Below are 23,083 nucleotides of genomic sequence, written 5' to 3'. Positions count from 1 at the left end.
CGCTCAGTCATCCCGGTCGATAATCACGGTGCAATCCGGGAGGCTCTCCAGAAACTTCTGACCATAACGCTTGGTCCGCACCCGCGGGTCCAGAATCACGACCTGCCCCTGATCGCTGGCAGTCCGAATCAGACGACCAAACCCCTGCTTCAGCTTAATAATCGCTTCCGGAATCTGATAATCCATGAACGGATTCCCTCCCCGATTCCGAATCGCTTCGACCCGGGCTTCCAGTAAAGGATGATCGGGCACGCTAAAGGGCAGCTTGGTGATAATCACATTGGTCAACGCATCACCGGGCACATCGATCCCCTGCCAGAAACTGTCGGTCCCGAACAACACCCCACGGGGATTATTGCGGAACCGCTCCAGCATCAGGGAACGAGGCAATCCTTCCCCCTGCAGATACAAGGCCAGGTTATGATCCTGCAGCCAGCCTGATATCTGGTCGGCACAATTTTTCATCATCTTGTAACTGGTAAACAGTGCAAAGGCATGGCCGTCGGTCTGTTCGAGATACTGTTTCAGTTTCTCGGTCACCGCACGCTCATACTCCGCCGGCGCTTCCCCGGGATCCGGCATCGGATCGGGCAGGATGAGTCGCACCTGCTCCCGGTAATCGAAGGGGCTTCCCAGCTTCAGTTCCTCACATTGATTGAGTCCCAGCCGCGATCGCGTAAAACTGAAATCCTGATCGCCGACCGCCAGGGTGGCACTCGTCAGAATCACCGTCTGAGCCTGGTTGAACAGTTCGTCCCGCAACACCGGTCCCACGTCGATGGGCGCATTAACCATCTTGATACGCTGGTTGCGTCCGCGAGAGACTTCCACCCAGTAGACCGAATCGGCATCGGCCTGCTGTGTGAGCCAGCTCTGTAAGCCATCGCCCAGCGCGGAACAGCGTTCGGCTGCCGACTGCAGTTCGATCTTTTCTTCTTCGCTGTTCAAACGGAATGCGTATTCCGAAATCTGGGCAGCCAGCAGCTTCATTTCGTGGGTAACCGCATTTTCGACCGGCGGCAACTGGCGAATGCGACGGTTGGCCAGCCCCTCTCGGGACTGCCACTCCAGCAGATGATCGAACAGGTCCTCGACCATGAAACGCAGCCGCATCACATGCTGCTGGCAGTCGACCAGGTTGTGATGCATCAACAGGCCCTTCTGGGTCCGGTCGTTATACAGCTTGCTGAACAGGTAATCGAACTGACTGTTGGTAATCGAAAGCCCCAGGTGGTCCCCCGCCACTGCTTCGATGGTGTGGGCTTCGTCCAGAATTACCGTATCGTAATCAGGGAGAATACTGCTCCCCTCCCGGCGGATCGCCAGGTCTGAGAAAAACAGGGCATGATTCACCACCAGCACATCCGCATTCCAGACGCGGCGGCGGGCCCGGTAATAAAAGCATTCATTGTAAGTCGCACACCGTTTGCCCAGGCAGTTGCCGTGTTCGCTCTGAATCTCGTCCCAGATTTTGGGATGCGGACGAAAATCCAGGTCAGACCGGCTGCCATCGTTTGTCTTGCGGGACCACTGCGCGATCTGATCGAGCTGACTCAGTTCTTCTTCATTCGAGAACGTATTCCCGGCCCGCTCGACGGTCCCTTTCAGTCGACGCAGGCTGATGTAATTCGACCGCCCCTTTACCAGCACCGCAGAGAATTCTACCGGGAGCACGGCGTTCAGGAACGGGATATCGCGATTGATCAACTGTTCCTGCAGACTGATCGTATTGGTAGAGACAATCAGTCGTTTACGGTCTTTGCCCGTACGGGTCTCGTTCTGTCTGCAGGTCTCCAGGATCGCCGGTACGAGGTATGCGAAACTTTTGCCCACCCCGGTTCCCGCTTCCACCAGCAGGTGATGCTTCTCTTCCATCGCCCGTACGACGGCTTCGGCCATCTCCAGTTGCTCGGGGCGTTCCTCGTAATGGTCGAGCCGCCGGGCAACTTTGCCGTCCTTGCCGAGAATGGATAATACATCAGTAGTCAAAACGGGCCTCATCCGGTGAGTGGTTGAACGTGAGAGCGGAACATCCTGTTGGTGCGTGGCTCTGTCTCTGTTTTATGATTTGCGGCGGAAGCAGACAACGCACATGTCGTCCTTCTGCATCGAATCCTTGCGGAACGACTCCACATCCGAGAGCAGTCCCTTGACGAGGGGTTCGACTTCTTCAGGCGCCGATTTGAGATACTTGACCAGCCGATCCCGGTGATAGAGTCGGTTCTTCTGATCCATGGCCTCGGTCACACCATCGGTATACATCAGGAGTGTATCCCCTTTTTCCAGTGTGATCGTTTCCACATGGAACGTCTGTGTCTTCATCACGCCCAGCGGCATGCCTGACTTTTCCTGAGCCACCTGCTTCACGGTTCCGTCGGACGTTCGTCGTAACAGCGGCGCCATATGACCGGCGTTGACAATTGAAACCGTATGCTTCTTCGGATCCAGCACCGCCAGTATGAATGTAATGAATCGCAGGCCTACACCACTGGAGGCGATTTCTGCATTCAGTTCGGCCAGTGCCTTGTCCGCTGCATTTCGGGAAAGCACATGATAGCGGGCCGAGGCATACAGGCGGGCCATCAGAATAGCTGCCGGAACCCCCTTGCCGGCGACATCCCCCAGCGTCACCGCCAGCTTTCCGCCGGGCAGTTCGATGTAGTCGAAGTAATCGCCGCCGACACTCTGGGCTGATTCGTAAAAATCAAAGAACTCGTATTCTTTGTACTTCGGTCGGTTATGTGGCAGTAAACCCAACTGGATCTGGTGGGCGAACTCCAGGTCCCGCTCGATGTCCCGCTGCCGAACCAGGTCTTCGTGCAGCTTCGCATTGTCGACGGCGAGGCTCGCCTGCTGGGCAATCGCCACCATGACGTCCAGGTCGTCCTTGTTGAACTGCTGACCGATATCGCGGGTCGCGATCTGAATTACGCCGAGTACATCCCCGGCCTGCGACATCAACGGCACGCACATCATGGAACGGATGCGGAGCGACGTGATGCTCTCGCTCATCTTGAAGCGATCATCTTCAACCGCGTCGGCACTCAGGATGGCGGAACCACTCATGATCGCCTGGCGGACGATCGTGGTACTGATGCGAATCGAATCTTCGTCTTCGCGGCGACGGGCCTTCGTTGCTTTAACAATCAGCTTTTTGCGTTCCGGACTCTGCAGCATGATGAAGCCCTGGTCCGCCTGGGCAAATATCTTGAACAGACCGTCCAGGATACGCGGTAGTACGTCGTCCAGTTTCAATGCCCGGCTGAGAATCTGGCTGATCTCCAGTACCGCGTGCAGTTTGACTTCGGGTTTGACGCTGATCCGCAGCTGGCTACTCGTATTCAGATCCAGCTGACTGATGATCGAGGACCCATCGAGAACACCTTCCGTCGTGCCATCATCGAGGGCCAGATGCTGGTTTTCTTTCAGCGACCGATTGGTGACTTCCAGCGTCTGCTGGATCGCCGAATCGATAAAATCGGGGGACGGTTCATAATCGACGAGGAACTGCATCTGGATATCGCAGATGCTGATCGTATCGTTCTCGTGCAGTTCGGTCCGACCTTCGATGACCGTGCCGTTGAGCAGAGTGCCGTTGCGGCTGTGCAGATCTTCCAGGTAGTAGAAACCATGGCTTTCCAGAATCTGGGCGTGGTAGCGGCTGACGGCGACATTATCGAGGACGATCTCACAATTGGGATGTCGCCCCATTATCACCCGTTCTCCGCTCAGCTCGATGATCTGTTCGGGAACTTTCCCTTTAAGTATCTGTAAAATCGCCACAGCTGTGCCCGACTCTGCTGAAATAGAACTGGTATTCTGGATTGGTTGGAGCAGGAAATCCGAAGCGGATTCGTGCTCAAACGTTGGTTGAGCTGTATTATAGAGTATCTGTCCAGAAATGACATCTCTACGGGAAACCGGATCGTCCGGTAATTAAAGATCCTTTCCGAAATGGGCGAGCGCAACGAGTCTGACTCAAGGATTGAGCAGTTCTTCACCTTCGTTATTCATCTGTTCGAACAGTTTCCGGTAATCATCTTTCTGGGTAACGCCGGGAGCACTCTGGTTGCGGGTCACGGTCAGATAAGCAATCTCAAACATTTCCCGGTCCAGATCATCCAGATGATCGTGAACGTGGTTCTCCCAGATGTTCTGTGAGTTGACGGGGTTCCCTTCCAGACTTTCCAGAGCCATCAGTCCGGCGTAGCCGTTGATCTGATCGCGTTCCTGACCGGAAGCCACCAGTTCCTCAAAAATCGGCCTGGCTTCGGCATAACGCCCCCCCTTGAGCATTAACAGCCCCAGTCGAATCTGTGCCAGAGGCTTGTAGACGGCATGCTCCGGATAATACTCAATCACTGCTTTCCAGCCATCTTCGCTGTTGATGTTATCGTTCATCCGCATGGCCCGCAGATACTGCAGCATGGCGGAGGCCTCCTTACCAATCGCCACCGCAGATCCACTGGCCTGACCCTCAGCATTAACAACAGGCGCGTTCAGTGGATTCCCGGGGCGATTCACCCAGCCCACGGCGGCGGCGACGCCTCCCAGACAGAGTGAAGCCAGCACAAACGTGGCAATTTGTTTCTGTAACCCCTGATTTCCCTGAAACGGCAGTCGGGACCGCCAGTCGCGTGTTTCGCTGCTGGAGGACTGCTCCGGAATCTTGCGGATTTCCTGCATCAGCTCAGTGGCGTTGGCCGGACGTTTGTTCGGATCTTTCTCCATCATGCGATGTACGAGATCGCAGAGCTCTTCCGGCAGGTCGGGACGGCGTTTCTTCAGTGATGGGGCTGCTTCATTCAGATGCTTCACGGCGATCGAAAGGGCCGTTTCCCCGTGAAAGGGGGGCCGACCACAGATCAAATGGTAACAGGTCACACCCAGCGAATAGATATCGCTCCGCTGGTCGAGTGCCTTGCCGTTGACCTGCTCCGGACTCATATACAGCGGCGTCCCCATTGTGGTGCCGACCTGAGTCAGATGGACCCGCTCGTCAGACTGGGCAATCTGGGCCAGTCCGAAATCGGCCACCTTGATCAGCTTGCGGGACGTGATCATGATGTTCTCGGGTTTGATATCCCGATGCACGATCCCCTTCTCCGCAGCGGCATGCAGGGCCGCGGTCACCTGTCGCATGATTTTGAGGATCAGCGCACAATCGGGGGGTGCGTTGCGGGCCAGGTATTCCTTGAGATTGATCCCCCGCACGTATTCCTGAGCAATATAATGCGTTCCCTCGAAATCGCCCGTCATGTAAACCTGGACGATATTCGGATGCGTGAGCCCCGCGGCCGCTTTCGCCTCGCGTTCGAAGCGCCTGATGTGGGTCTCATCACTCATCAGTTCGCTGTGCATCACCTTGATGGCGGCTTCGCGTTTCAGAGAGACCTGTTCAGCCAGATAAACAGTAGCCATTCCTCCCTGCCCCAGGCGACGCAGGATTTTGAAATCCCCCAGCTGTCTGCCGACGAGATTGACCGATTCAGTCTGCTTTTTTCCTGTTTGAGGTGTCGTCCCCGGTTGATAAACCGTGTCCTCACTCAGATCGGAGTCGTCAGGGTGCGCAAGCGGAGCGGATTCCCCTCCCTGCAGTTCAGCAGAGCGTGGAGAAGACTTTTCGCGTGCGGATCCGGCGGGAGCCCCAGGACCGTTTTTCTGCGGTTGATCGGAAGGCATAAGTCGTTGTCAGACAGTATCGTAAGTCTATTCGGAAGGGAATGAGAGTCTCACACTCTCTCCATGATAGAGGTGATACCCTTTCAGGTATAGAGAAAGTTTTTATTTGTACAAAAAACTTCCCCCGGCCCTGACAACGACCTGTTTCCGGTCGGATTATTCAGCCCTTGCGGTCTGCCAGCCGATTCAGAATTTCCGCCCCGGCCTCCAGAACCGGATTTTCCTGGGCATAGGAGATTCGGAAATGCGTATCCTGATTACTGAACACATTGCCCGGTATGATCAGCAGGTTGTTCTTGATCGCTTCGGTGCAGAATTCGGTCCCCGTTCCCCATGGAGCTTTGACGAACATATAGAACGCCCCCTGCGCACCGGCGATTTCGAACCGGTCCGAGAGCAGATCCCGCATCAGATCACGCTTTTCCTTGTATTCTTCCACGCGTCCCGAGATATCGTAGTCCAGCGCCGCCAGTCCAGCCCACTGCACCGGATGCGGGGCACAGACGAACGTGTACTGCTGCAGTTTGATCATCTGCTGCGTCACGGCTTTGGGACCATGCACGAAGCCCAGCCGATGGCCGGTCATCGAATGCGATTTACTCATCCCGTCGATTACGATCACCTTCTCGTTATAAGCAGCCGGGCTCACAAACGGATCGTCATAACAGAAGGAACGATAGATCTCGTCGCTGACCAGCGCGATGTTTTTTTCCGCCGCCAGTTCCGCCAGGGCTCGCACTTCCTCTTCCGAGGCAACGTGGCCGGTCGGATTGCTCGGACTGTTAAACAGGATCAGCTTCGTCTTGTCGGTGATCGCGGCCCGGACTTTTTCCACGTCGATCTTGAAATCCGGGTAAGTCTCTACAAACACAGGTTTGCCCCCCACCACACGGGTCAGGTGCGTATACATTACGAAGTAAGGATCGAACACAATGACTTCATCACCCGGGTTGACCAGGGCATTCAACACCAGCATCAATGCACCGCTGGTGCCACTGGAAATAAAGACCTGGCGATCCTCGTGATGATACATCTCGTCTACCCGCGACTGGATCTTTTCGATCAGCGGGGCGATCCCCTGTGTCTGGCTGTAAGCGTTTTTCCCATCCCGGACTGCCTGACAGAGCGCGTCTTTGATCTCATCGGGAGTATCAAAGTGGGGCTGCCCGATGCTCAGGTTGATCGGATTTTTCATGTTCGCCGCCAGGTCAAACACCTTGCGAATTCCGGAGGCGTCAATCAGGTGCATCCGGTCGGCTATCCATTCTTCACTCATGGGAGTCTCATTCTATGATTAAAAAAGCAGATTCAAGAGGATCTGAAATGTTGGTCCGTCGTTATTATAGCTCATTTGTCTTGAGAATATAGCAAACGGCTCAGGAAGTCGTCGGCACATGTTTGGAGAGAAAATACAGACCTGCGTAAATTCGGGCATCGAGCAGACAGCCGCGTGCTTCGGCCGCTTTAAGCCAGTCTTCGACTTCCGCAAACGGCACAGAATGCACGGTGATATTCTCCGATTCATCGCCGCCCCCCTCCGCGACCTGCTCCAGATCGAGGGCCAGGAAAAAATGAACCGCTTCATCGGTCAGGCCGGCCGAAGAGACTGTTGATCCGAGTGAAATGATTCGCCCCGCTGCATAACCGGTCTCTTCTTCCAGTTCCCGGAGTGCCGCGGTTTCCAGCAGTTCGTCTTCCTGACCTGCGATATCCCCCGCCAGTCCCGCCGGGAATTCAATCACCGGGGAATTCACAGGCGGACGAAACTGCTCGACCAGAATCACCCGGTAATCCCGGGTCAACGGGAACAGGCAGACCACTCCTGACGCGTTGGCACGTTGCACAAATTCCCAGCGTCCCCGTTTGATCAACCTCAAAAAACGGGTTTCGATCAAAGTCTGGTCGGTCTCACTCATACTGATTTGTTCTTTCTGCTCTCCAGCCTGAATCTCTGTGAAAACGCGAAGGTTTCTTGAGGGGAACCCGAGCATTCTCATGGATAACGATTGATCTGTTTCATCAAATTTCTGAGAATAAACAGACTCACGTTGATTCCAGTATACCAATCCCGAGGTACCTGTTTGATGCTCAACAGACGACAAAGGTTCGCTTACCTGTCCCGGCCGTGTGTGCTCCCGATTGTAGGAGTCGCGACCGCTTTTTTCCACAGTCCCGTATCCCGGGGCTGATCGGAACAGGAAGCCTGGTCCCGCAGCGCATCGCTGACAGGGACTGGTGACCATTGCGTCTCGACTGACCATCAATCCACTTCCGCCAGCCAGGAACCTCAATCCGTTTCACTTTCGATCAGGAAACATCTATGAAACAGCTCGCCCTTGCCCTGCTCTCTGTACTTTTCGTGCAGATCACGCTCTCTGCTGAAGAATCTGTCATCGATACGTCGTCCCCGCTGGAGACGATCGCGACCCAATTCGAACTCGCCGATGGTCCCGCCTGGGATGGACGCGGCACTCTCTACTTCCCCGATGTTAAAGCAGGCAAGCTGTATCGCTATCAGCCCCGCACCGGTAAAGTCCAGGTCTTCCTGAACGACGCCGGCCGGATCAGCGCGAGCTTTTATGATCATGGCAAACTCTACCTCTCAGATAACGGCAACAGCCAGATCTCAGTTCTGGAAGGTAAACAGAAGAAACGCATCAATGGTCAGCCGAATGATGTCAAGCCGCCCCGTCGTCCGAACGATCTGGTCGTGGATCAAACCGGGGGCATCTACTACACTCTCACCGGCTCGGGGGAAGTCATCTGGATTTCACCGGAAGGCAAACAGTCGGTCGCCATCAAAGAGATCAAAACGCCCAACGGAATCACCCTCTCTCCCGATGGTCAGACACTCTATGTTGCTGCATACGTCCCCAAAGAGATCTGGGCTTACGATGTAACCAAACCAGGCGAAGTCAAAAACGGACGCCTGTTTGCCAAAATGGATGATGGCCCCGACAAGGGTGCCGACGGGATGACCATCGACCGTGCCGGGAACGTCTACTGTGCCGGTGCTGCAGACATCTGGATCTGGAATCCTGAGGGCAAACTGCTCGGAAAAATCCATACGCCCACCCGCCCCATCAACTGCACTTTCGGCGATCAGGACATGCGGTCGCTCTACATCACCGGCTTTGGGGGACTCTATCGTCAGCGCATGAACGCCTATGGCTGCATGCCCGAACCGGAAGTTTCAGCCAATAGCGGTAACCGCCCCTCCACAGTCGTACCAGATTCAGTCACGCCACACCTGAATGTGGTCTACGGTCAGGCCGGACCGCGCAAGCTGCTCGCAGATATTTTTGTACCCCAGACCGGTAAAGGTCCTTTCCCGGCAGTCGTTGTCGTGCACGGCGGTGGCTGGCTCAACGGAGATAAAACCAAGTTCCGTGCCCTGGCGATCGCCCTGGCCGAGCGGGGCTATGTCACGATGGCCGTCGGTTATCGACTGGGACATGAAGCAAAGTTCCCCGCTGGAATTCAGGACTGTAACGCTGCCGTCCGTTTTCTCAGAGCGGAGGCCGCTAAATACCATGTCAATCCTCAGCAGATCGGTGCCGTCGGCGGTTCCGCAGGCGGACATCTGGTCGGACTGATGGCAGCGGCACCACACGTCAAAGCGCTCCAGGGAGATGCCGGCTATGCTGACCGGTCTTCTCAATTACAGGCCGCCATCGTGATGGCAGGACCGATGATGATGGCCTCCGGTTCGGTCGCCGAACGTTCGCGCAAGGACCCAAAGAAATCCAATTCCAATCAGTGGCTGGGCAAAACGATTGATGAAGCACCCGAGCTTTACGAACTCAGCGATGCCTACCTGCATCTTTCCCGGCAGACACCACCACTGCTGTTTATGACCGGGGAATTTGACAACCCCGAACGCAACGCCCCCTCACGGGAAAAGCTCAAAACAGCCGGGGTACCTACGGGCATTAAGGTTTACCCCAAGGGTAAGCACGGCTGCTGGAACCAGCTTCCCTGGTTCAATGACATGGTCGCCGATATGGACCAGTTCTTCCAGCAGCATCTGCAGCAGTAATCAATTCGAGCGAATAGAAGGAGAGAACAGGTAAACGTTATTTGTTCTCTTCTTCATCGTCTTCGTCGAATTCATACTCATCGTCGGCAAAGTCGAACTCGCTGTCAGCCGCATCGTCGAATTCACTGTCACTGAAGTCATCCAGTTCGTCGACTTCCATATCATCGCCCGACGCCATCAGGTCATCGTCGTCATCAGCGAATTCGTCTGCTTCAAACTCGTCTGAGATTTCGGCTCCGGAATCAGATACCAGTTCTTCGTCGTCTTCCTCTTCATCAACCAGATCCGACTCTGCGTCGTCCTTCGCTTTGCTCTTCGACTTACCTGCCCCCTTGGGTCCGAAGATCAGGGCACCAACGGGCATCAGCGTCAGCATGGCACTCATCAGCAGTGTCAGGCCGGCCACTCCCAGCAATGTCGTCGACATGGCTTCCGCATGATTCAGAAATGCCATCACCAGCATGTACGTTAACAAAGCACCGGGAATTGCGGCTATCAATGACATCAAAGGGAGTTGAAGTTTCGACACAATCGCTGTTCCTGAAAGGGGCATATTCAAATGCAGAAAATCAAACGCGCCGCACCCGCCACTGTCTGAGACAGGCAGGCACCGCACTGTGATACTATCGTAAAGAGGCTTTCGACGGTTTTTCAAGCCTCGATTTTAAAATGTTCTCTTTAAATATAGAGTCCCGTTTGACGGCATTACCCGTTTACTGCTATTGATGATCTATCGCTGCCGCATTTGATCGTTGCGGCGGGAATAATCAGTACGATCCCCCTAACCTGTACCAGAACCATTGATCAGCAGTCAGACGAGAAGCCGGATGTCAAAAACCAAGTGGAACCAGTTAAACCGGAATATCACCAATTGCGACCTCTGCGATCGTCTGCGGACCCATTGTCTGAAAATCGCGGCTGAAAAACGGAAAGCATTTCTCGACTGGGACTACTGGGGTAAACCGGTCCCCAATTTTGGTGATTCACAGGCCGAACTGCTGATTGTGGGCCTGGCCCCTGCGGCCCATGGTGCCAACCGGACCGGTCGCATGTTTACCGGCGATCGCAGTGGGGACTGGCTGTACCGCGCCCTGCATAAAGCAGGCTTTGCGACGCAACCCGAAGCGGTCAGCAGTGATGACGGACTGGAGCTGATCAACTGCGCGATCACCGCCACCTGTCACTGTGCGCCGCCCGCGAATAAACCGACGCGCGAAGAGATTGAAAACTGTCACCCCTGGCTGGAACAGACGGTCGACATGCTACCCGTCAAAGTCTTTCTCGCTCTGGGACAGATCGGCTGGAAAGCGGTCCTCGACTTCAAAAAACGCCAGGACAGACTGTCCGGCAAACGACCTGCCTTCGGGCACGGAGCCGCGTATCAGTTTCCCGATGGTCACTGGCTCGTCGGCAGTTATCATCCCAGCCAGCAGAATACATTTACCGGTCGACTGACAGAGCCGATGTTCGACGACGTTTTCAAACTGGTCAAATCAAAACTGAAAGACTGAACGTCCCCTTCCTCAGTTTTTCCCAGCCATCCCCACGACGCGATGGAAGTGCAGTTCCACCTCGCGATCCACGACCCGGCGGACCCCTTCCACCAAACACTCGGGCTCATGTTCGGTCTCCCCGATCCGCTTGATCTCTTTCAGCGAAGTTCCCGGTGCCACCGTAAACGCGTTCTGATGAATGATCTGATTGCCCGCGTCCAGTTCCGGAATGATGAAGTGAATTGTGGCCCCAAAGGTCAGCATGTGATGACTGAAAGCATCTTCATAAGGCTGAAATCCGGGATAGGACGGCAGCAGACCGTGGTGCAGATTGATGATGCGGCCGCCGGCGAAACTCCAGCAGATCCCGGGGGGCAGCACCCGCATGTACCGGGCCAAGAGCACGTAGTCAACTTCGTATGAATCGAACAGCGACACCATCTGATCGTAGTCCGGGTTCCCCCGCTCGTCGCCGATGTTATGAAAGTCCAGTCCATGCTCAGCCGCCAGCGACTGGCAACGATCCCGGTTGCCGATGATCACTGCCGGCTCTGCCTGGATGACGCCAGACTTGATCGCTTCCAGAACCGCCGCAGCAGGCTCACTGCGATAAGTCGTACAGATCGCGATCCGGGGAGGACGATCATGCTCATCACGCGCCCAGACGCGTAAGGTCAGCCCCTTCTGCGCACCGATCTGCATAATCCGTTCCCGGAGCACCGCGATCGGCTCCACATCAACGGGCCAGTCGATACGCAGCAGCATGGCAAACAGGCGTTCTGAATCATGGTCATACATCTGGATCTCATGAATATTGGCCCCTACACCGGTCACATAGTGCACGATGGGATCTGCTAATCCGCGATTGTCCGGCCCGACGGCTGTGATAGTAACTTGCATGACTCAAACTGCTTTCCTGAATTCCCGGTTCTTTCAGACTCTGATTTAAATCGTTGGAATACCATCTTAAATGTATCCCACAGAGATCCTGCCCACCGCGATTTATCAAAGCCTGGCTTAAAAACGTCCTGTTGCTCCTGAAATCATATTCAATTTACGGTTTTGTCGGAATTCTGAAACACGATTTGTAAAGCCGTGTTCAGATCTCTTTACAAAAATTGCTGAGCTGAACACTTCGCCCGCTCAATCCTGCCTTATAGCTCTTCCCCTAAACCTCGAATCGCTAATCAATTATAGCATCGCCACTCCCAGGCAGCCCCTTCGATCCTCAAATCAGAAACATCTGGCACGATCTCTGCAATCGATACAACCGTTAAAGGAGTCACGTTCAGAATAACTGATTTCTTCCCTGTAACTGGATTCAGACAGAACCGGTAGCTGAAACCAGTCCAGGCAGACAGCCTGTTCCCTGACAGCACCTTGAATCGACCCTCAATCGATTCGCTGCAGAAGCCCCGGCTTCAGCCCCCGGGGCATTCTGAACTGATTTCGAAGTCTCTCAGGATTCCGTATGGAATCTAAAACAAAACTCTCAATCTCAAAAAGAGGAACTCAAACAATGTGGAAACAATTTTTAAATGACGAAGCTGGATTTGTGATTTCAGCCGAGCTGGTCCTGGTCCTGACCATCGCCGTACTGGCCATGATTGTTGGCCTGAGTGAAGTTGCTGTCGCTGTAAACACTGAATTAAATGATATTTCAAACGCAATCGGAGCCCTCACACAAAGCTATGCCTACACAGGCTTCCGGGGGACCGGCGGAAAACTGAAAAGCTACTATCGTGGATCACGCTTCGAAGACGCCGTCGATGACTGCGACCTGAACACCACCTGTGACCTGGTGACCGGTGTCCGGTTTGTCACCGTCAACGAAGGCAGAGGCCGATAAGCCTGAGTGCAGATTTTTAACTTGAGAGCTGATCGAGACGAATCCCGGAAGAGAACTTTCTCTTCCGGGATTTGATTCAACAGACTGAATTTTCAGAAACAACGCATTTGTTGTTGTTTTGAAACACGCTTTGTAAAGCCGTGTTTCAGATTCCTTACACTTCTTTACGCCCCGCCCCCCTGAACATTCTCACGCCAACCGCAGTTTCCAGCGATAAACTGCAACAATAAAAGGCGTTAGTTACAAGATTCCTTGTTTACGAGTTCTACCGTTTGTAAAGATTCTTCCTTCGGCATGTCCTGTGCAAACATCTCAACACTGCATAGAGGAATTGTGTAATCGGACCTTTAGCAATAGGGGTTTGAGTCATCTAGTGAGTTCAGAGTGAACCGGTTCTCTGAATTTCAACCTGCATGACAACCAGTTCCTGGTCATCAGCGGTTTGGTACAGCCACTCAGGCTGGGCTGAATATTGTTGGGCCTGTGCATAAGTAGTGACGCACGCGGCGTGACTGCTGTCTCTCACGATCATGATATCTCGATCAGGATCGGAAACAATCTCTTTACTCTCAAGTAAAAACAAGGAACTCTAACATGATGAATCAATTCTGGAATGACGAAGCTGGTTTCGTAATTTCTGCGGAACTCGTTCTCGTTCTCACCATCGCTGTACTGGCCATGATCGTTGGTCTGAGCGAAGTTGCTGTTGCTGTTAACACTGAGCTGAACGACATTTCAAACGCAATCGGTGCTCTGAACCAGAGCTATGCCTACACAGGGTTCCGCGGAACCGGTGGTAAAGCTAAGAGCTTCTACGCTGGCTCACGCTTCGAAGACGCTGTTGATGACTGCGACCTGAACACAACTTGTGATCTGGTTACCGGTGTTGGCGCCATCACCCCAGGTGAAGGTACTACTCCGTAATCCGGATTAGTTTCAACCGGTAAATACAGGCTCTGTTCAGGACTTTCCTGGGCAGAGCTTTTTTTGTAACAGCGATGCGGTAGTCGCATTTGTTTTGATTATCAATCTCATACTGTTCTCAGCGATAAAACCTGTATAACCCAGACAGCCAGCATTTCACCTAAACTCTGTCTTCCAGAAAATTTACCGCATCTGCGGAGGCCCGATGTTTAAAAAAAAACTCATCGTGTAGCCACCTGGTTTTACAGACTGTTCAGATCCATTGATAAATTCTGTTGCCGGAAAACAACCAACCGAACTTTTCCCGATCCGGATCCCATTTTGTGGCCGATTTCCGTAAACGGCCATTTGACCTACAGTTATAGCGATTACGCATTCGCGTTTCCTTCCCACCACCGCCCCTGCTGCCGCCTGGCAACATCCCCCTCCGTCCGATTCTGGCACACCTGCTGCGTTGAGTAGTTCACGTAACCGAAACGAAAACAAAATTCATAACTGAACAGAAACAATCGATTCGCAGCGTTGTGACCCGTGTTGAGGCTTCTTCAAATTCTTGCGACTTGTCCCCGAGAGAAGAAGAGAAGCGACTGCATTGCATGAAGGTGAGAGAGCATTCAATGCGTATGGTGTCCACGACATCATGACTGGGCTTCCTTTGCTCCGCGGGTCATAACGTGCGTTTTAACAATATTTTTAAGCCTACAAATCTGCAGTTTGTGCCGTGAAATGCACCGGCCAGTGCATTTCACAACTGTGCCTGAGTGGAGCGAAGTCTCCGAATTGGGTCACGATCTGGTTATCGCTACCGCTTTAGCCAGCAATTAGTCGCGGAAGGTTTCCCCAGGGAGCCCCTTCTGCAAATCAGTCTCTCATTAAAAAGTTTAAAACCAAGGAACTCACTCAAATGTTAAATCAACTTTGGAACGATGAAGCAGGTTTCGTAATCTCAGCCGAACTGGTACTCGTACTGACCATCGCTGTTCTGGCTATGATCGTCGGCCTGAGCGAAGTCGCTGTTGCTGTCAACACTGAACTGAACGACATTTCAAACGCAATCGGATCTCTGAACCAGAGCTACGCCTACACCGGCTTCGCTGGAACTGGCGGAAAGAACAAAAGCCACTACGCTGGTTCAATGTTCAACGACGCTGTTGATGACTGTGACCTGAACACAACTTGTGACCTGGTTACCGGTACAACTGGTGTTACTGCCTCAGAAGGCGTAACTCCGTAATTTGATCTCTCATCAAAATTACACGCTCTGCCCGGATTCGTCCGGGCAGAGTTTTTTTTCGACAAGGGGATAAACCATGTTGCGGGCCTTATGGAAAGATGAGCGTGGATTTGTCATCTCAGCGGAACTGGTACTCGTGCTGACCATCGCTGTCCTGGCAATGATTGTGGGATTGAGTGAAGTCGCGGTTGCTGTGAACACGGAACTCAACGATGTTTCCAATGCGATCGGCGCTCTGAATCAGAGTTATGCTTATACCGGTTATGCGGCGACTGCCACTTGTGACGGTAAACACAAAAGCTATGTTGCAGGTTCCCTGTTCAATGACAACGCAGATGATTGCGATTTGAACACAACCTGTGATCTGGTGACCGGCACCAATGCGGTGACGGCTTCCGAAAGCGTCACACCCTGATCTGTTCTGCTGCGAAGCGAACATGAAATTCAGACACTCAGAACCGATGGAACTTCCAGCGGTTCTTTTTTTACGCTTCGTCCTGCTTACACTTTGTTTAAGCTTTCTGTTCAACCCGGTTAACAGATTTCAAAATCCGTCCTGCGTGGTCTGACCGCGTCTGACGATGAGTCACTTCTTCCTAAATCATTTCCATATAAGCAGATACTCCTTCACCTTCCCTGCCCTTCACTGGCACTTCCCGGCAAACTGGCACGTCTCCTGCTTTAATTCGAGTCAGGCAGAGCAGTTTGAGTTAAATCACTCAAGCCCTCTGCTGAAAGAAAATACTCTCTCACAATCAATCTCTCTCACATAGCTGTTCTTGATCGCAAGTCGGGACAGCGCACACTACCAAAGTTAAGGGGACTCTCTCATGTTGCGCGTAATGCACCGTTTGTACAACGATGAAGCCGGTTTCATCATTTCAGCTGAACTGGTTCTGGTTCTGACGATTGGCGTTCTGGCCATGATTGTCGGATTGAGCGAAGTTGCCGTCGCCGTGAACACCGAATTGAACGATGTTTCAAATGCCATCGGTGCGTTAAATCAGACCTATGCCGTCACCGGTTTCTGGTCCGGTTCACGTGGCAAAACCAAAAGCTACACCGTTGGCAGTGAATTCGATGATTCCTTCGATGACTGCGATTTGAACACCACCTGCGATATTGTCTGTGGAGCGGAAGGCCTGCAGTCTGAAGGTGGCTGGTAAGACATGACCGGGGTCAGCCTATTCTGACCATGAGAATTAGACAAAATACCGAGGCAGGTTTCGAAAGAGACCTGCCTCGGTTTTATTATTTGAACTCAGAGAGAATCACGCTGACATTCGTGTCCGATCCGGATCTCGATGGGATGGCAACAACCGGTTCGCTCTTTCAAAGACAATTCTAGAGGTAGAGATCTTCTTCTCGCTCCAGGGCAAACCTTGAGAGCCGGCACAGAGCAGCAAGCAGGTCCTGAAGATCCTGGTCGTTATCATAGGGAACTTCGCTGGTTTCCTTCCAAGTCTCAATCACCGCCGACATATTGTCAGCTTCTACGTTAGCCAGGGCTTTCACCAAAGACTCGGGAAAGATAAACGTAATCCGTTCGTAATCAACATCAGGGGCAGCAGCAGTCTGCACCAATGAAAAAAGGCAGGTTTCGGATGAAACCTGCCTTTGTGCGTTCACAACACTTGGGAATCGTCAGCCCGCTTAAGCTGAAACCTGTGGTTTAGCAGGAGCGGATTTCGGATTTGCTTCGGGTTCCGGCTCGGGAGTCGGAGCGAGCGGCTTGTTTGACCCCCGGGTCTGGGGAGCAGGAGACAGGTCGCAGTTTCCGGTCGAGCAGGCCGAAGTTGTCGGGCAGACGGTGGTAGGCACCATCGTGCAGACTTCGTAAGGCACCTTGCGAGCCACACACTTGGCAACATAACGTGTGCAGGTGACTGGTACCTGTTTTGGTACGCAGCGGGCAACACGGTGGTTTACAGTGTAAGGCACTTTGCGCGTGACACATTCAGCCACTTTGCGGGTGCATTTTTCCGATACCATGCGGCAGGTCTGTACGGGTACTTTACGTACTTTTTCTTCACAGACCCAGCGGCAGGTTTTGTAAGGAACTTTCTGAGCAACGGTTTCCGTTACCCAGCGGCAGGTCCGGTAAGGTACCTTGGTCACTACGACTTCAGGAACCATTTTGCAGACCTTCACAGGCACCTTGTTGACGACCACTTCGGGAACGTAACGGGTAACCTGAACCGGGCAGTTCTGACGGACAACCTGAGGCACATACTGTGTACAGGGTACCTGACAGGCAACGCGGCGCAGTCTCCAGACCTTGCGGCAATGAGTTTTGCCGGGAACCTGAACCATGGTCATCCGGGGAATACCACAGGCGTCGGTAGTCCAGCAGGGACGGCAGCGTCCCGGTTTCTGAACCTGACGGGTTTCCCAGACTCCCTGCATACGATGAACCGTCCGGTAGGTGGTCACAGGCTTCATGACGGTGTAGCAACGCTCCTGGTTGATCGTCTCCGTCACAGGACGCATGACCGTCTGGCGGCATTCCTGTTCGATGGTTTCGACAACCGGACGCATTACTGTCCGACGGCACTCTCGCTCATGTGTTTCCCAGACCGGTTTCTGCACCTGGTAGCTGCAGTCACGGTACGCAGTTTCAACGATGGGACGTCGCACGGTGTAACGCTCTTCGCGTTCTGCAGTCTCATACACGGGCTTCTGGACCGTATATTCGACATCGCGATAGACCGTTTCGTTGACCATACGATAACAGGTTTCCTGTTTGTCTTCGTAAACTGTCTCGTATTCCGTACGATAAGCCGTGTACTGCTGAGGTTCCATAACCTGATCGTACTCGGTCCGATAGCATGTTTTCCGCTCGACTCGGCAAGCAGTGTAACAGGCAGTCGGCTGGCAGGCAGTGGTTGGGCAGCAGTTGTAGCTCGCTGCGCCAAAATACCTGCAGGCTTGTGCGGAATCGTTGACAGCCAGCATCGCCACAGCGGCGAATGCCAGGGCCAGTGTTTTTCTCATTTTTCCCCCTCCAAAAAAGTTCGTCACATGATGAAAGCGTGCGTTTTCCGATTTTTCATTTCATACATGACTGTCTGCATTATTGACATCACCTGAAAAAAGATGCAAATCAAAAGCTGACGTCCCGTATGGAAAAACCAAAATCACAGCGGGTTGTTCTATTTAGCACTCAAGCATAGAACAAATAGTTTTGGCAACTTGAGGAAAAAAGGGTGATATCGCTCTTTAGTTAAGAGGTCGATTGGCAGCGCTGTTTATAATCGTTATCACCTGCAAAGTTTCACAAATGCAACATCAAAGCAGCTTAAACGACTACCATCACTCAACATGTGTCATGAAAACCACACGCCAAACCCGTTTGAGACGCGTTACGCTTCAGCATATGTAGATATCTAAGCGCGTTGATCATTCAAAATCGGACGCATAACGCGCGCGAACCGCATCCAGATCAGCGGGGGTATCCAGGTCGATTAATATCTCCGGATCGTCGCATTCCCAGAGCACCGGCGCGGCACTCCCCTCTTTCCAGAGCGCATTGATTCCCTGCGCGTCTCCCAGTTGAAAGACCTCATGCGCGACCGACCAGCGAAAAAATGCGGGGTGCCCTTTCTTCCCCTGAAACGCGGGAATCAGAATTCGCGCTTCACTTTGCGACCAGACTTCGCACAGCCGCTCAATCAGCGTCTGTTTAAGCACCGGATGGTCTGCGGGAATGAGCAGCCAGCTGTCCTCTTCGGTGGGTGCATGGTGCGTTTCAATCCACTGCAGTCCCGCCTGCACACTGGCTTTCATATCCGGCGGATCGACCTCCGGTTGCACCAGTTCCACATTCTCTCCTGCGAGGTGTTCCGCCAGCGCCTCATCTCCACCGCGGGCCACGATGACCGTGCGGGTGATCCAGGGAGTCGCCAATCCGTGGATCAACCGCTGAATGACCGTCTCTCCGCCCAGGGTGAGCAGCAGCTTATGCGTACCCATCCGCCGGCTGTGTCCCGCGGCAGGAATGACCGCAAACAGTCTGCGTGGTGTCATAAAATCGTCCCTTAGGCTAAAATAAAATTCGACGTGTCTGACGCAAACATTCAAGGGAACGGCTTTCTCTCCGGGAGCCGTCAAACCTGTTTCCATAGAGAGTCGAGGTAGTTTCGTGCAAATCCTGTTAACCAACGACGATGGTATTCATGCCCCGGGTCTGCGGAGCCTGAGAGCCGCACTCACACAACTGGGAGATGTGGAAGTCGTCGCCCCCCTCGCTGAACAGAGTGGCGTCGGCTTGAGCATCACCTATCTGCACCCCCTGATGATACATCAGGAATTCGAGGGAGAAAAGCATTGGGGCTGGGCGGTCGCCGGCAGTCCCGCGGACTGCGTCAAACTTGGCATTCTCGAGTTTTGCTCACAGAAACCAGATCTGATCGTCAGCGGCATCAACTCCGGTTCGAATGTCGGCATCAATGTACTTTACTCCGGTACGGTCGCGGGTGCCATCGAAGGTGCCTTCGCCGGGATCCCCTCGATTGCCGTCTCCGCTGCAAGCAGCTTCTCGAATGATGTCAAACCGGATTATGATCGCTGGGCCGAACAGAGCATCCCCATTATTCGTCAATTGATGGCACAGCAGGAGACATCCGCTGACCGTCTATGGAACATCAACTTTCCCGAAACCAGACCCGAATGGCCCTGCGGTGTCAAATGGACCTCCCTGGGCGTCAAACGCCACTTTGATGTGATGGAAAAACGCATCGATCCCCGCGGGCGGCCCTACTTCTGGAGCGGCCTGGATCCCATTATCAACCACCAGCTCGAAGTGGGTACCGACATCAAGGAACTCTCGGAAGGTTATGTGACGGTGACGCCGCTCAAATATGATATTACCGACCATGAACGGCTTAACAGTTCCGCTAATACACCGGGACAGAATTTCGATCTTCCACCCGCTTAACCGCGGAGACAGCGATTCCATACTGAGACAGCCACCGCAGTTTGACAGTCAGTCACCTGTCAGGGTACCATAAACATTGGTGAATCTGATTACGCCGCTGCTGTGCTGCTGAATTCCTGTTTCGCCGGTACTGTTGAAATCACTTCCGAAACGATATCCAGACGCCCCGTTCGCGCTCCGCCGTCGCTGAGATCAGAAAAGGGGAAGTGAGAGGTGAATCGTGGATCAAACCAGACCTCAGGATCAAACCAGTCTGACCTCTCGTCTGCTGTCAGAGACATTCCCCGAAATCCAGACTCCTGATTTCCTGGAAAAACTTTCGGACGACAGCCATCAGTTACTCCGGAAAATCCTCTCGATCACCCCTTTTATTATTTCAGCCGTCGATCGCCAGGGCATGGTCACCCTCTCCGAAGGGGGCGGGCTCACCAGGCTCGGTTTTGAACCTGGCGAATGGGTAGGCAAATCGATCTTCGCTGAATTTGCTGACGACCCGGAACTGATCGATCTGTTCCAGAGGACTCTGCACGGCGAAAAACAGCGCCATGTCAGGACGGTCGGCGAGCAGACTCTCGATGTGGAATACACGCCTCTCTATAACGACCAGCAGGAAATCGCCGGATTTCTCACGGTCGCCGTCGATATCTCCGAGAAAGTGGCATCACAGGAAGAACTGCGGCGTTCCGAGGAACGTTTCAGTACCATCTTCCAGGTCAATCCGATCGCGATGTGTATTACGGAAATCGACACCGGTATTTTTATCGAAGTCAACGAGAACTTTTTGACGGCCCTGCAGTGCACGCGGGAAGAGATTCTGGGAAAGAGCGCGTTCGATATCGGCTTCTGGCCCAGTAAAGAAACGCGTCGTGAAATGATTGAGCAGGTTAAAAGCGAAGGAACCGCCCGCGAGCTGTACTTCGATTTTATCATTCCCAATGGAACCCGGCTCTGCACCATGCTCTCTGCGGTCCAGATTTATTTCCGCGGCGAAACCTTTCTGCTCTCCTGCGTGAAAGATGTGACCCGCGAACGGGCGGCCCTGGATGAACTCGAAAAACTCAATGAAAACCTGGAAGCCCGCGTCGCCGCACGAACAGCAGAGCTGCAGCAGGCTCACGCCAGTCTCAATGAAGAATACACCAAACGCAATCGCCTCTATCGAGCACTGCAACAGACCGAGGCCCGCTGGCGTTCGCTCGTAACCAACGCCCCGGACACCATCCTCACCCTCGACATCGATGGCACGATCCTCTATCTCAACCATCCCCTCGCTGACCGGGCCATGGAAGAAATCATCGGATCCTCCATCTATCAATTCCTGCCTGCCGGGGACATCCAGAAAGCCAAAACGATTCTCAAACAGGTGTTCCAGACCGGAAAACCACAGGAGATGGAAACCGAAGGCGTCTCATCCTCAGGCCAGAAATACATCTACTCCTGTCGTATCGGAGCAATGGTCAGTGGCGGGATTACGATTGCAGCCATGGTCATCGCCACCGACATTACACACCAGAAACTGGCCGAACAGGAACTGGTCCGTCGCCGCGCAGAACTGGCACACCTCTCTCGTCTGTCGACGATGGGCGAACTCGCTGCCGAACTGTCGCACGAACTCAACCAGCCGCTGGCTGCCATCAACAATTACACAAACGGCTGCATCCGCCGGATTCGCTCGGGCATTACTTCACTCGATGATCTGATCGAACCACTCGAGGAAATGTCGCGTCAGGCCCAGCGTGCCAGCGAAACTATCAAACGCCTGCGGCGTCACGTGCAGAAAAGCGAAGTCGAGCAAAAGATACTCGATATCAACCTGGTCATCGAAAATTCGATCGCCCTGCTCCAGCATGAGATCCAGCGGAATTTTATCAGCCTGCAACTGGAACTGAGCCCCAAACCGCTGCGAACCATCGGTGATGCGATCCAGTTGGAACAGGTACTCGTGAATCTGTTGCTCAACGCCATCGAAGCCATGTCCGAACTACCGCCCGAACAACGGAAACTGCTGATTGAATCGGATCTTCACATCAACGATAATCTTGTTATTTGCGTGACCGACAGCGGAATAGGTTTGAAAAAAGGCGAAGAAAATTCTATCTTCGAAACATTCTACACAACTAAACAAAAAGGCCTGGGCGTTGGTTTGTCCATCAGCCAGACCATTATCGAAGCCCACGGGGGGAAACTTTACCCCCGTCGCAATAAACAGGGAACCAGCTTTTTCATTGAGCTTCCCTTAGTAAATGGAGATAACAGTGGTGGTGGCTGAAGCTATGACAATCCAACAGGAAGCAACCGTATTTGTCGTCGATGACGACCCGGCAATTCGCAAATCACTCCGCTGGCTGATTGAATCGGTCGGGCTCAAAGTTCAAACCCATGAACTCGCCAGCGAATTTCTGGAAAGTTATTCTCCCGATCACCCCGGCTGCCTGGTGCTCGATGTGCGCATCCCCGGCATGAGTGGTCTCGAACTGCAGGAGAAACTCAGGGAGCGGGGCTACGACATTCCCGTCATCATCGTTTCCGGTTACGGAGATGTTCCCATGGCTGTCCGTGCCATGAAAGCGGGAGCCGTTGATTTTCTGGAAAAGCCGGTCAGCGATCAGGTTCTGCTGGATTACATCCAGAAAGGCATCGAACGCGATATCAAAAACAAGGCGAATCGTCTGCAGAACAAAGAACTGGTGGAACGCAAAGCAACACTCACCCGCCGCGAAAATGAAGTCATGAAATATGTCGTCTCGGGTTTCTCCAGCCGCGAAATTGCAGAGAAGTTGAATGTCAGCTTTAAGACGGTTGAAGCCCACCGCGCCAAGATCATGAAAAAAATGCAGGCGAAAAGTGTTCCGAAGCTGATTCAGATGGAACTGCAGATCCAGGGAAGCCCGACTCCGACTCAGGAACGCTGACCCTTTGAATTTTG

The 23,083-nt window shown here is 53.3% G+C and carries 20 protein-coding genes; 10 read left to right on the top strand and 10 right to left on the bottom strand.

The features are described 5' to 3' along the window. Window positions 1–3 precede the first annotated feature (3 nt). The 5 genes from F1728_RS26595 to F1728_RS26575 form a co-directional block, all read right to left on the bottom strand. A complete protein-coding gene (locus tag F1728_RS26595) occupies window positions 4–2,001 on the bottom strand; it encodes an ATP-dependent DNA helicase (RefSeq protein ID WP_155366570.1) in 1,998 nt (665 codons plus the stop codon). Window positions 2,002–2,061: 60 nt separating this feature from the next. Beyond that, window positions 2,062–3,783 carry a SpoIIE family protein phosphatase gene (locus F1728_RS26590; protein WP_155366569.1) on the bottom strand — a complete coding sequence of 574 codons (1,722 nt, stop codon included), beginning with the start codon at window positions 3,781–3,783 and terminating at the stop codon, window positions 2,062–2,064. 195 nt (window positions 3,784–3,978) lie between these two features. Further along, window positions 3,979–5,682 (bottom strand): serine/threonine protein kinase, encoded by a 1,704-nt coding sequence (locus F1728_RS26585; protein WP_155366568.1) that lies wholly within the window; start codon window positions 5,680–5,682, stop codon window positions 3,979–3,981. A gap of 160 nt (window positions 5,683–5,842) precedes the next feature. Beyond that, window positions 5,843–6,958: a pyridoxal phosphate-dependent aminotransferase gene (locus F1728_RS26580; protein ID WP_149344493.1), complete on the bottom strand. Its 1,116-nt coding sequence runs from the start codon at window positions 6,956–6,958 to the stop codon at window positions 5,843–5,845. 100 nt (window positions 6,959–7,058) lie between these two features. Beyond that, entirely contained in the window at window positions 7,059–7,598 is a 540-nt protein-coding gene (locus F1728_RS26575; protein ID WP_155366567.1) for an NUDIX hydrolase, read from the bottom strand. A gap of 404 nt (window positions 7,599–8,002) precedes the next feature. Here F1728_RS26575 and F1728_RS26570 point away from each other — a divergent pair, with 404 nt between their 5' ends. Further along, window positions 8,003–9,721 (top strand): SMP-30/gluconolactonase/LRE family protein, encoded by a 1,719-nt coding sequence (locus tag F1728_RS26570; RefSeq protein WP_155366566.1) that lies wholly within the window; start codon window positions 8,003–8,005, stop codon window positions 9,719–9,721. A 37-nt stretch (window positions 9,722–9,758) separates the two neighbouring features. Here the strand turns inward: F1728_RS26570 and F1728_RS26565 are convergent, their stop codons facing one another. Continuing rightward, window positions 9,759–10,250 (bottom strand): hypothetical protein, encoded by a 492-nt coding sequence (locus tag F1728_RS26565; RefSeq protein ID WP_155366565.1) that lies wholly within the window; start codon window positions 10,248–10,250, stop codon window positions 9,759–9,761. Window positions 10,251–10,548: 298 nt separating this feature from the next. On the opposite strand from F1728_RS26565, the gene F1728_RS26560 reads away from it, so the two are divergent. Continuing rightward, window positions 10,549–11,232 carry a uracil-DNA glycosylase gene (locus tag F1728_RS26560; RefSeq protein WP_155366564.1) on the top strand — a complete coding sequence of 228 codons (684 nt, stop codon included), beginning with the start codon at window positions 10,549–10,551 and terminating at the stop codon, window positions 11,230–11,232. Between the two features lie 12 nt (window positions 11,233–11,244). On the opposite strand, the gene F1728_RS26555 is transcribed toward F1728_RS26560, so the two are convergent. Then, window positions 11,245–12,114: a formyltetrahydrofolate deformylase gene (locus F1728_RS26555; RefSeq protein WP_155366563.1), complete on the bottom strand. Its 870-nt coding sequence runs from the start codon at window positions 12,112–12,114 to the stop codon at window positions 11,245–11,247. Window positions 12,115–12,733: 619 nt separating this feature from the next. On the opposite strand from F1728_RS26555, the gene F1728_RS26550 reads away from it, so the two are divergent. The 5 genes from F1728_RS26550 to F1728_RS26530 all read left to right on the top strand — a co-directional run bounded on the left by F1728_RS26550 (window position 12,734) and on the right by F1728_RS26530 (window position 16,387). Beyond that, on the top strand, window positions 12,734–13,063 hold the full coding sequence (locus F1728_RS26550) for a hypothetical protein (RefSeq protein ID WP_155366562.1): 330 nt from the start codon (window positions 12,734–12,736) through the stop codon (window positions 13,061–13,063). A gap of 594 nt (window positions 13,064–13,657) precedes the next feature. Then, the gene (locus tag F1728_RS26545; RefSeq protein ID WP_155366561.1) at window positions 13,658–13,987 is read left to right on the top strand and encodes a hypothetical protein; all 330 of its coding nucleotides are present in this window, start codon (window positions 13,658–13,660) and stop codon (window positions 13,985–13,987) included. Between the two features lie 904 nt (window positions 13,988–14,891). Next, window positions 14,892–15,221 carry a hypothetical protein gene (locus F1728_RS26540; protein ID WP_145042051.1) on the top strand — a complete coding sequence of 110 codons (330 nt, stop codon included), beginning with the start codon at window positions 14,892–14,894 and terminating at the stop codon, window positions 15,219–15,221. 76 nt (window positions 15,222–15,297) lie between these two features. Further along, a complete protein-coding gene (locus tag F1728_RS26535; protein WP_145042052.1) occupies window positions 15,298–15,636 on the top strand; it encodes a Flp family type IVb pilin in 339 nt (112 codons plus the stop codon). A 415-nt stretch (window positions 15,637–16,051) separates the two neighbouring features. After that, the gene (locus tag F1728_RS26530) at window positions 16,052–16,387 is read left to right on the top strand and encodes a hypothetical protein (RefSeq protein ID WP_145441493.1); all 336 of its coding nucleotides are present in this window, start codon (window positions 16,052–16,054) and stop codon (window positions 16,385–16,387) included. 178 nt (window positions 16,388–16,565) lie between these two features. Here F1728_RS26530 and F1728_RS26525 read toward each other — a convergent pair whose 3' ends face one another. The 3 genes from F1728_RS26525 to F1728_RS26515 form a co-directional block, all read right to left on the bottom strand. Continuing rightward, the gene (locus tag F1728_RS26525; RefSeq protein WP_155366560.1) at window positions 16,566–16,805 is read right to left on the bottom strand and encodes a hypothetical protein; all 240 of its coding nucleotides are present in this window, start codon (window positions 16,803–16,805) and stop codon (window positions 16,566–16,568) included. A gap of 69 nt (window positions 16,806–16,874) precedes the next feature. After that, window positions 16,875–18,215, bottom strand: coding sequence for a hypothetical protein (locus tag F1728_RS26520; RefSeq protein WP_155366559.1), 1,341 nt, complete (start codon window positions 18,213–18,215; stop codon window positions 16,875–16,877). 405 nt (window positions 18,216–18,620) lie between these two features. After that, window positions 18,621–19,247 (bottom strand): nucleotidyltransferase family protein, encoded by a 627-nt coding sequence (locus F1728_RS26515; RefSeq protein WP_194242540.1) that lies wholly within the window; start codon window positions 19,245–19,247, stop codon window positions 18,621–18,623. A gap of 115 nt (window positions 19,248–19,362) precedes the next feature. On the opposite strand from F1728_RS26515, the gene surE reads away from it, so the two are divergent. The 3 genes from surE to F1728_RS26500 all read left to right on the top strand — a co-directional run bounded on the left by surE (window position 19,363) and on the right by F1728_RS26500 (window position 23,069). Next, entirely contained in the window at window positions 19,363–20,157 is a 795-nt protein-coding gene (gene surE, locus F1728_RS26510; protein ID WP_155366557.1) for a 5'/3'-nucleotidase SurE, read from the top strand. A gap of 220 nt (window positions 20,158–20,377) precedes the next feature. Next, the gene (locus tag F1728_RS26505; protein WP_155366556.1) at window positions 20,378–22,426 is read left to right on the top strand and encodes a PAS domain S-box protein; all 2,049 of its coding nucleotides are present in this window, start codon (window positions 20,378–20,380) and stop codon (window positions 22,424–22,426) included. A gap of 4 nt (window positions 22,427–22,430) precedes the next feature. Further along, entirely contained in the window at window positions 22,431–23,069 is a 639-nt protein-coding gene (locus F1728_RS26500; protein ID WP_228030358.1) for a response regulator transcription factor, read from the top strand. The last annotated feature ends 14 nt before the right edge of the window (window positions 23,070–23,083 follow it).

Source organism: Gimesia benthica (assembly GCF_009720525.1).
In the GTDB taxonomy this organism is placed as follows: Bacteria; Planctomycetota; Planctomycetia; order Planctomycetales; family Planctomycetaceae; genus Gimesia; species Gimesia benthica.
The sequence above is the reverse complement of the archived record's forward strand: the minus strand, read 5'-3'. Positions and strand labels throughout refer to the sequence as shown.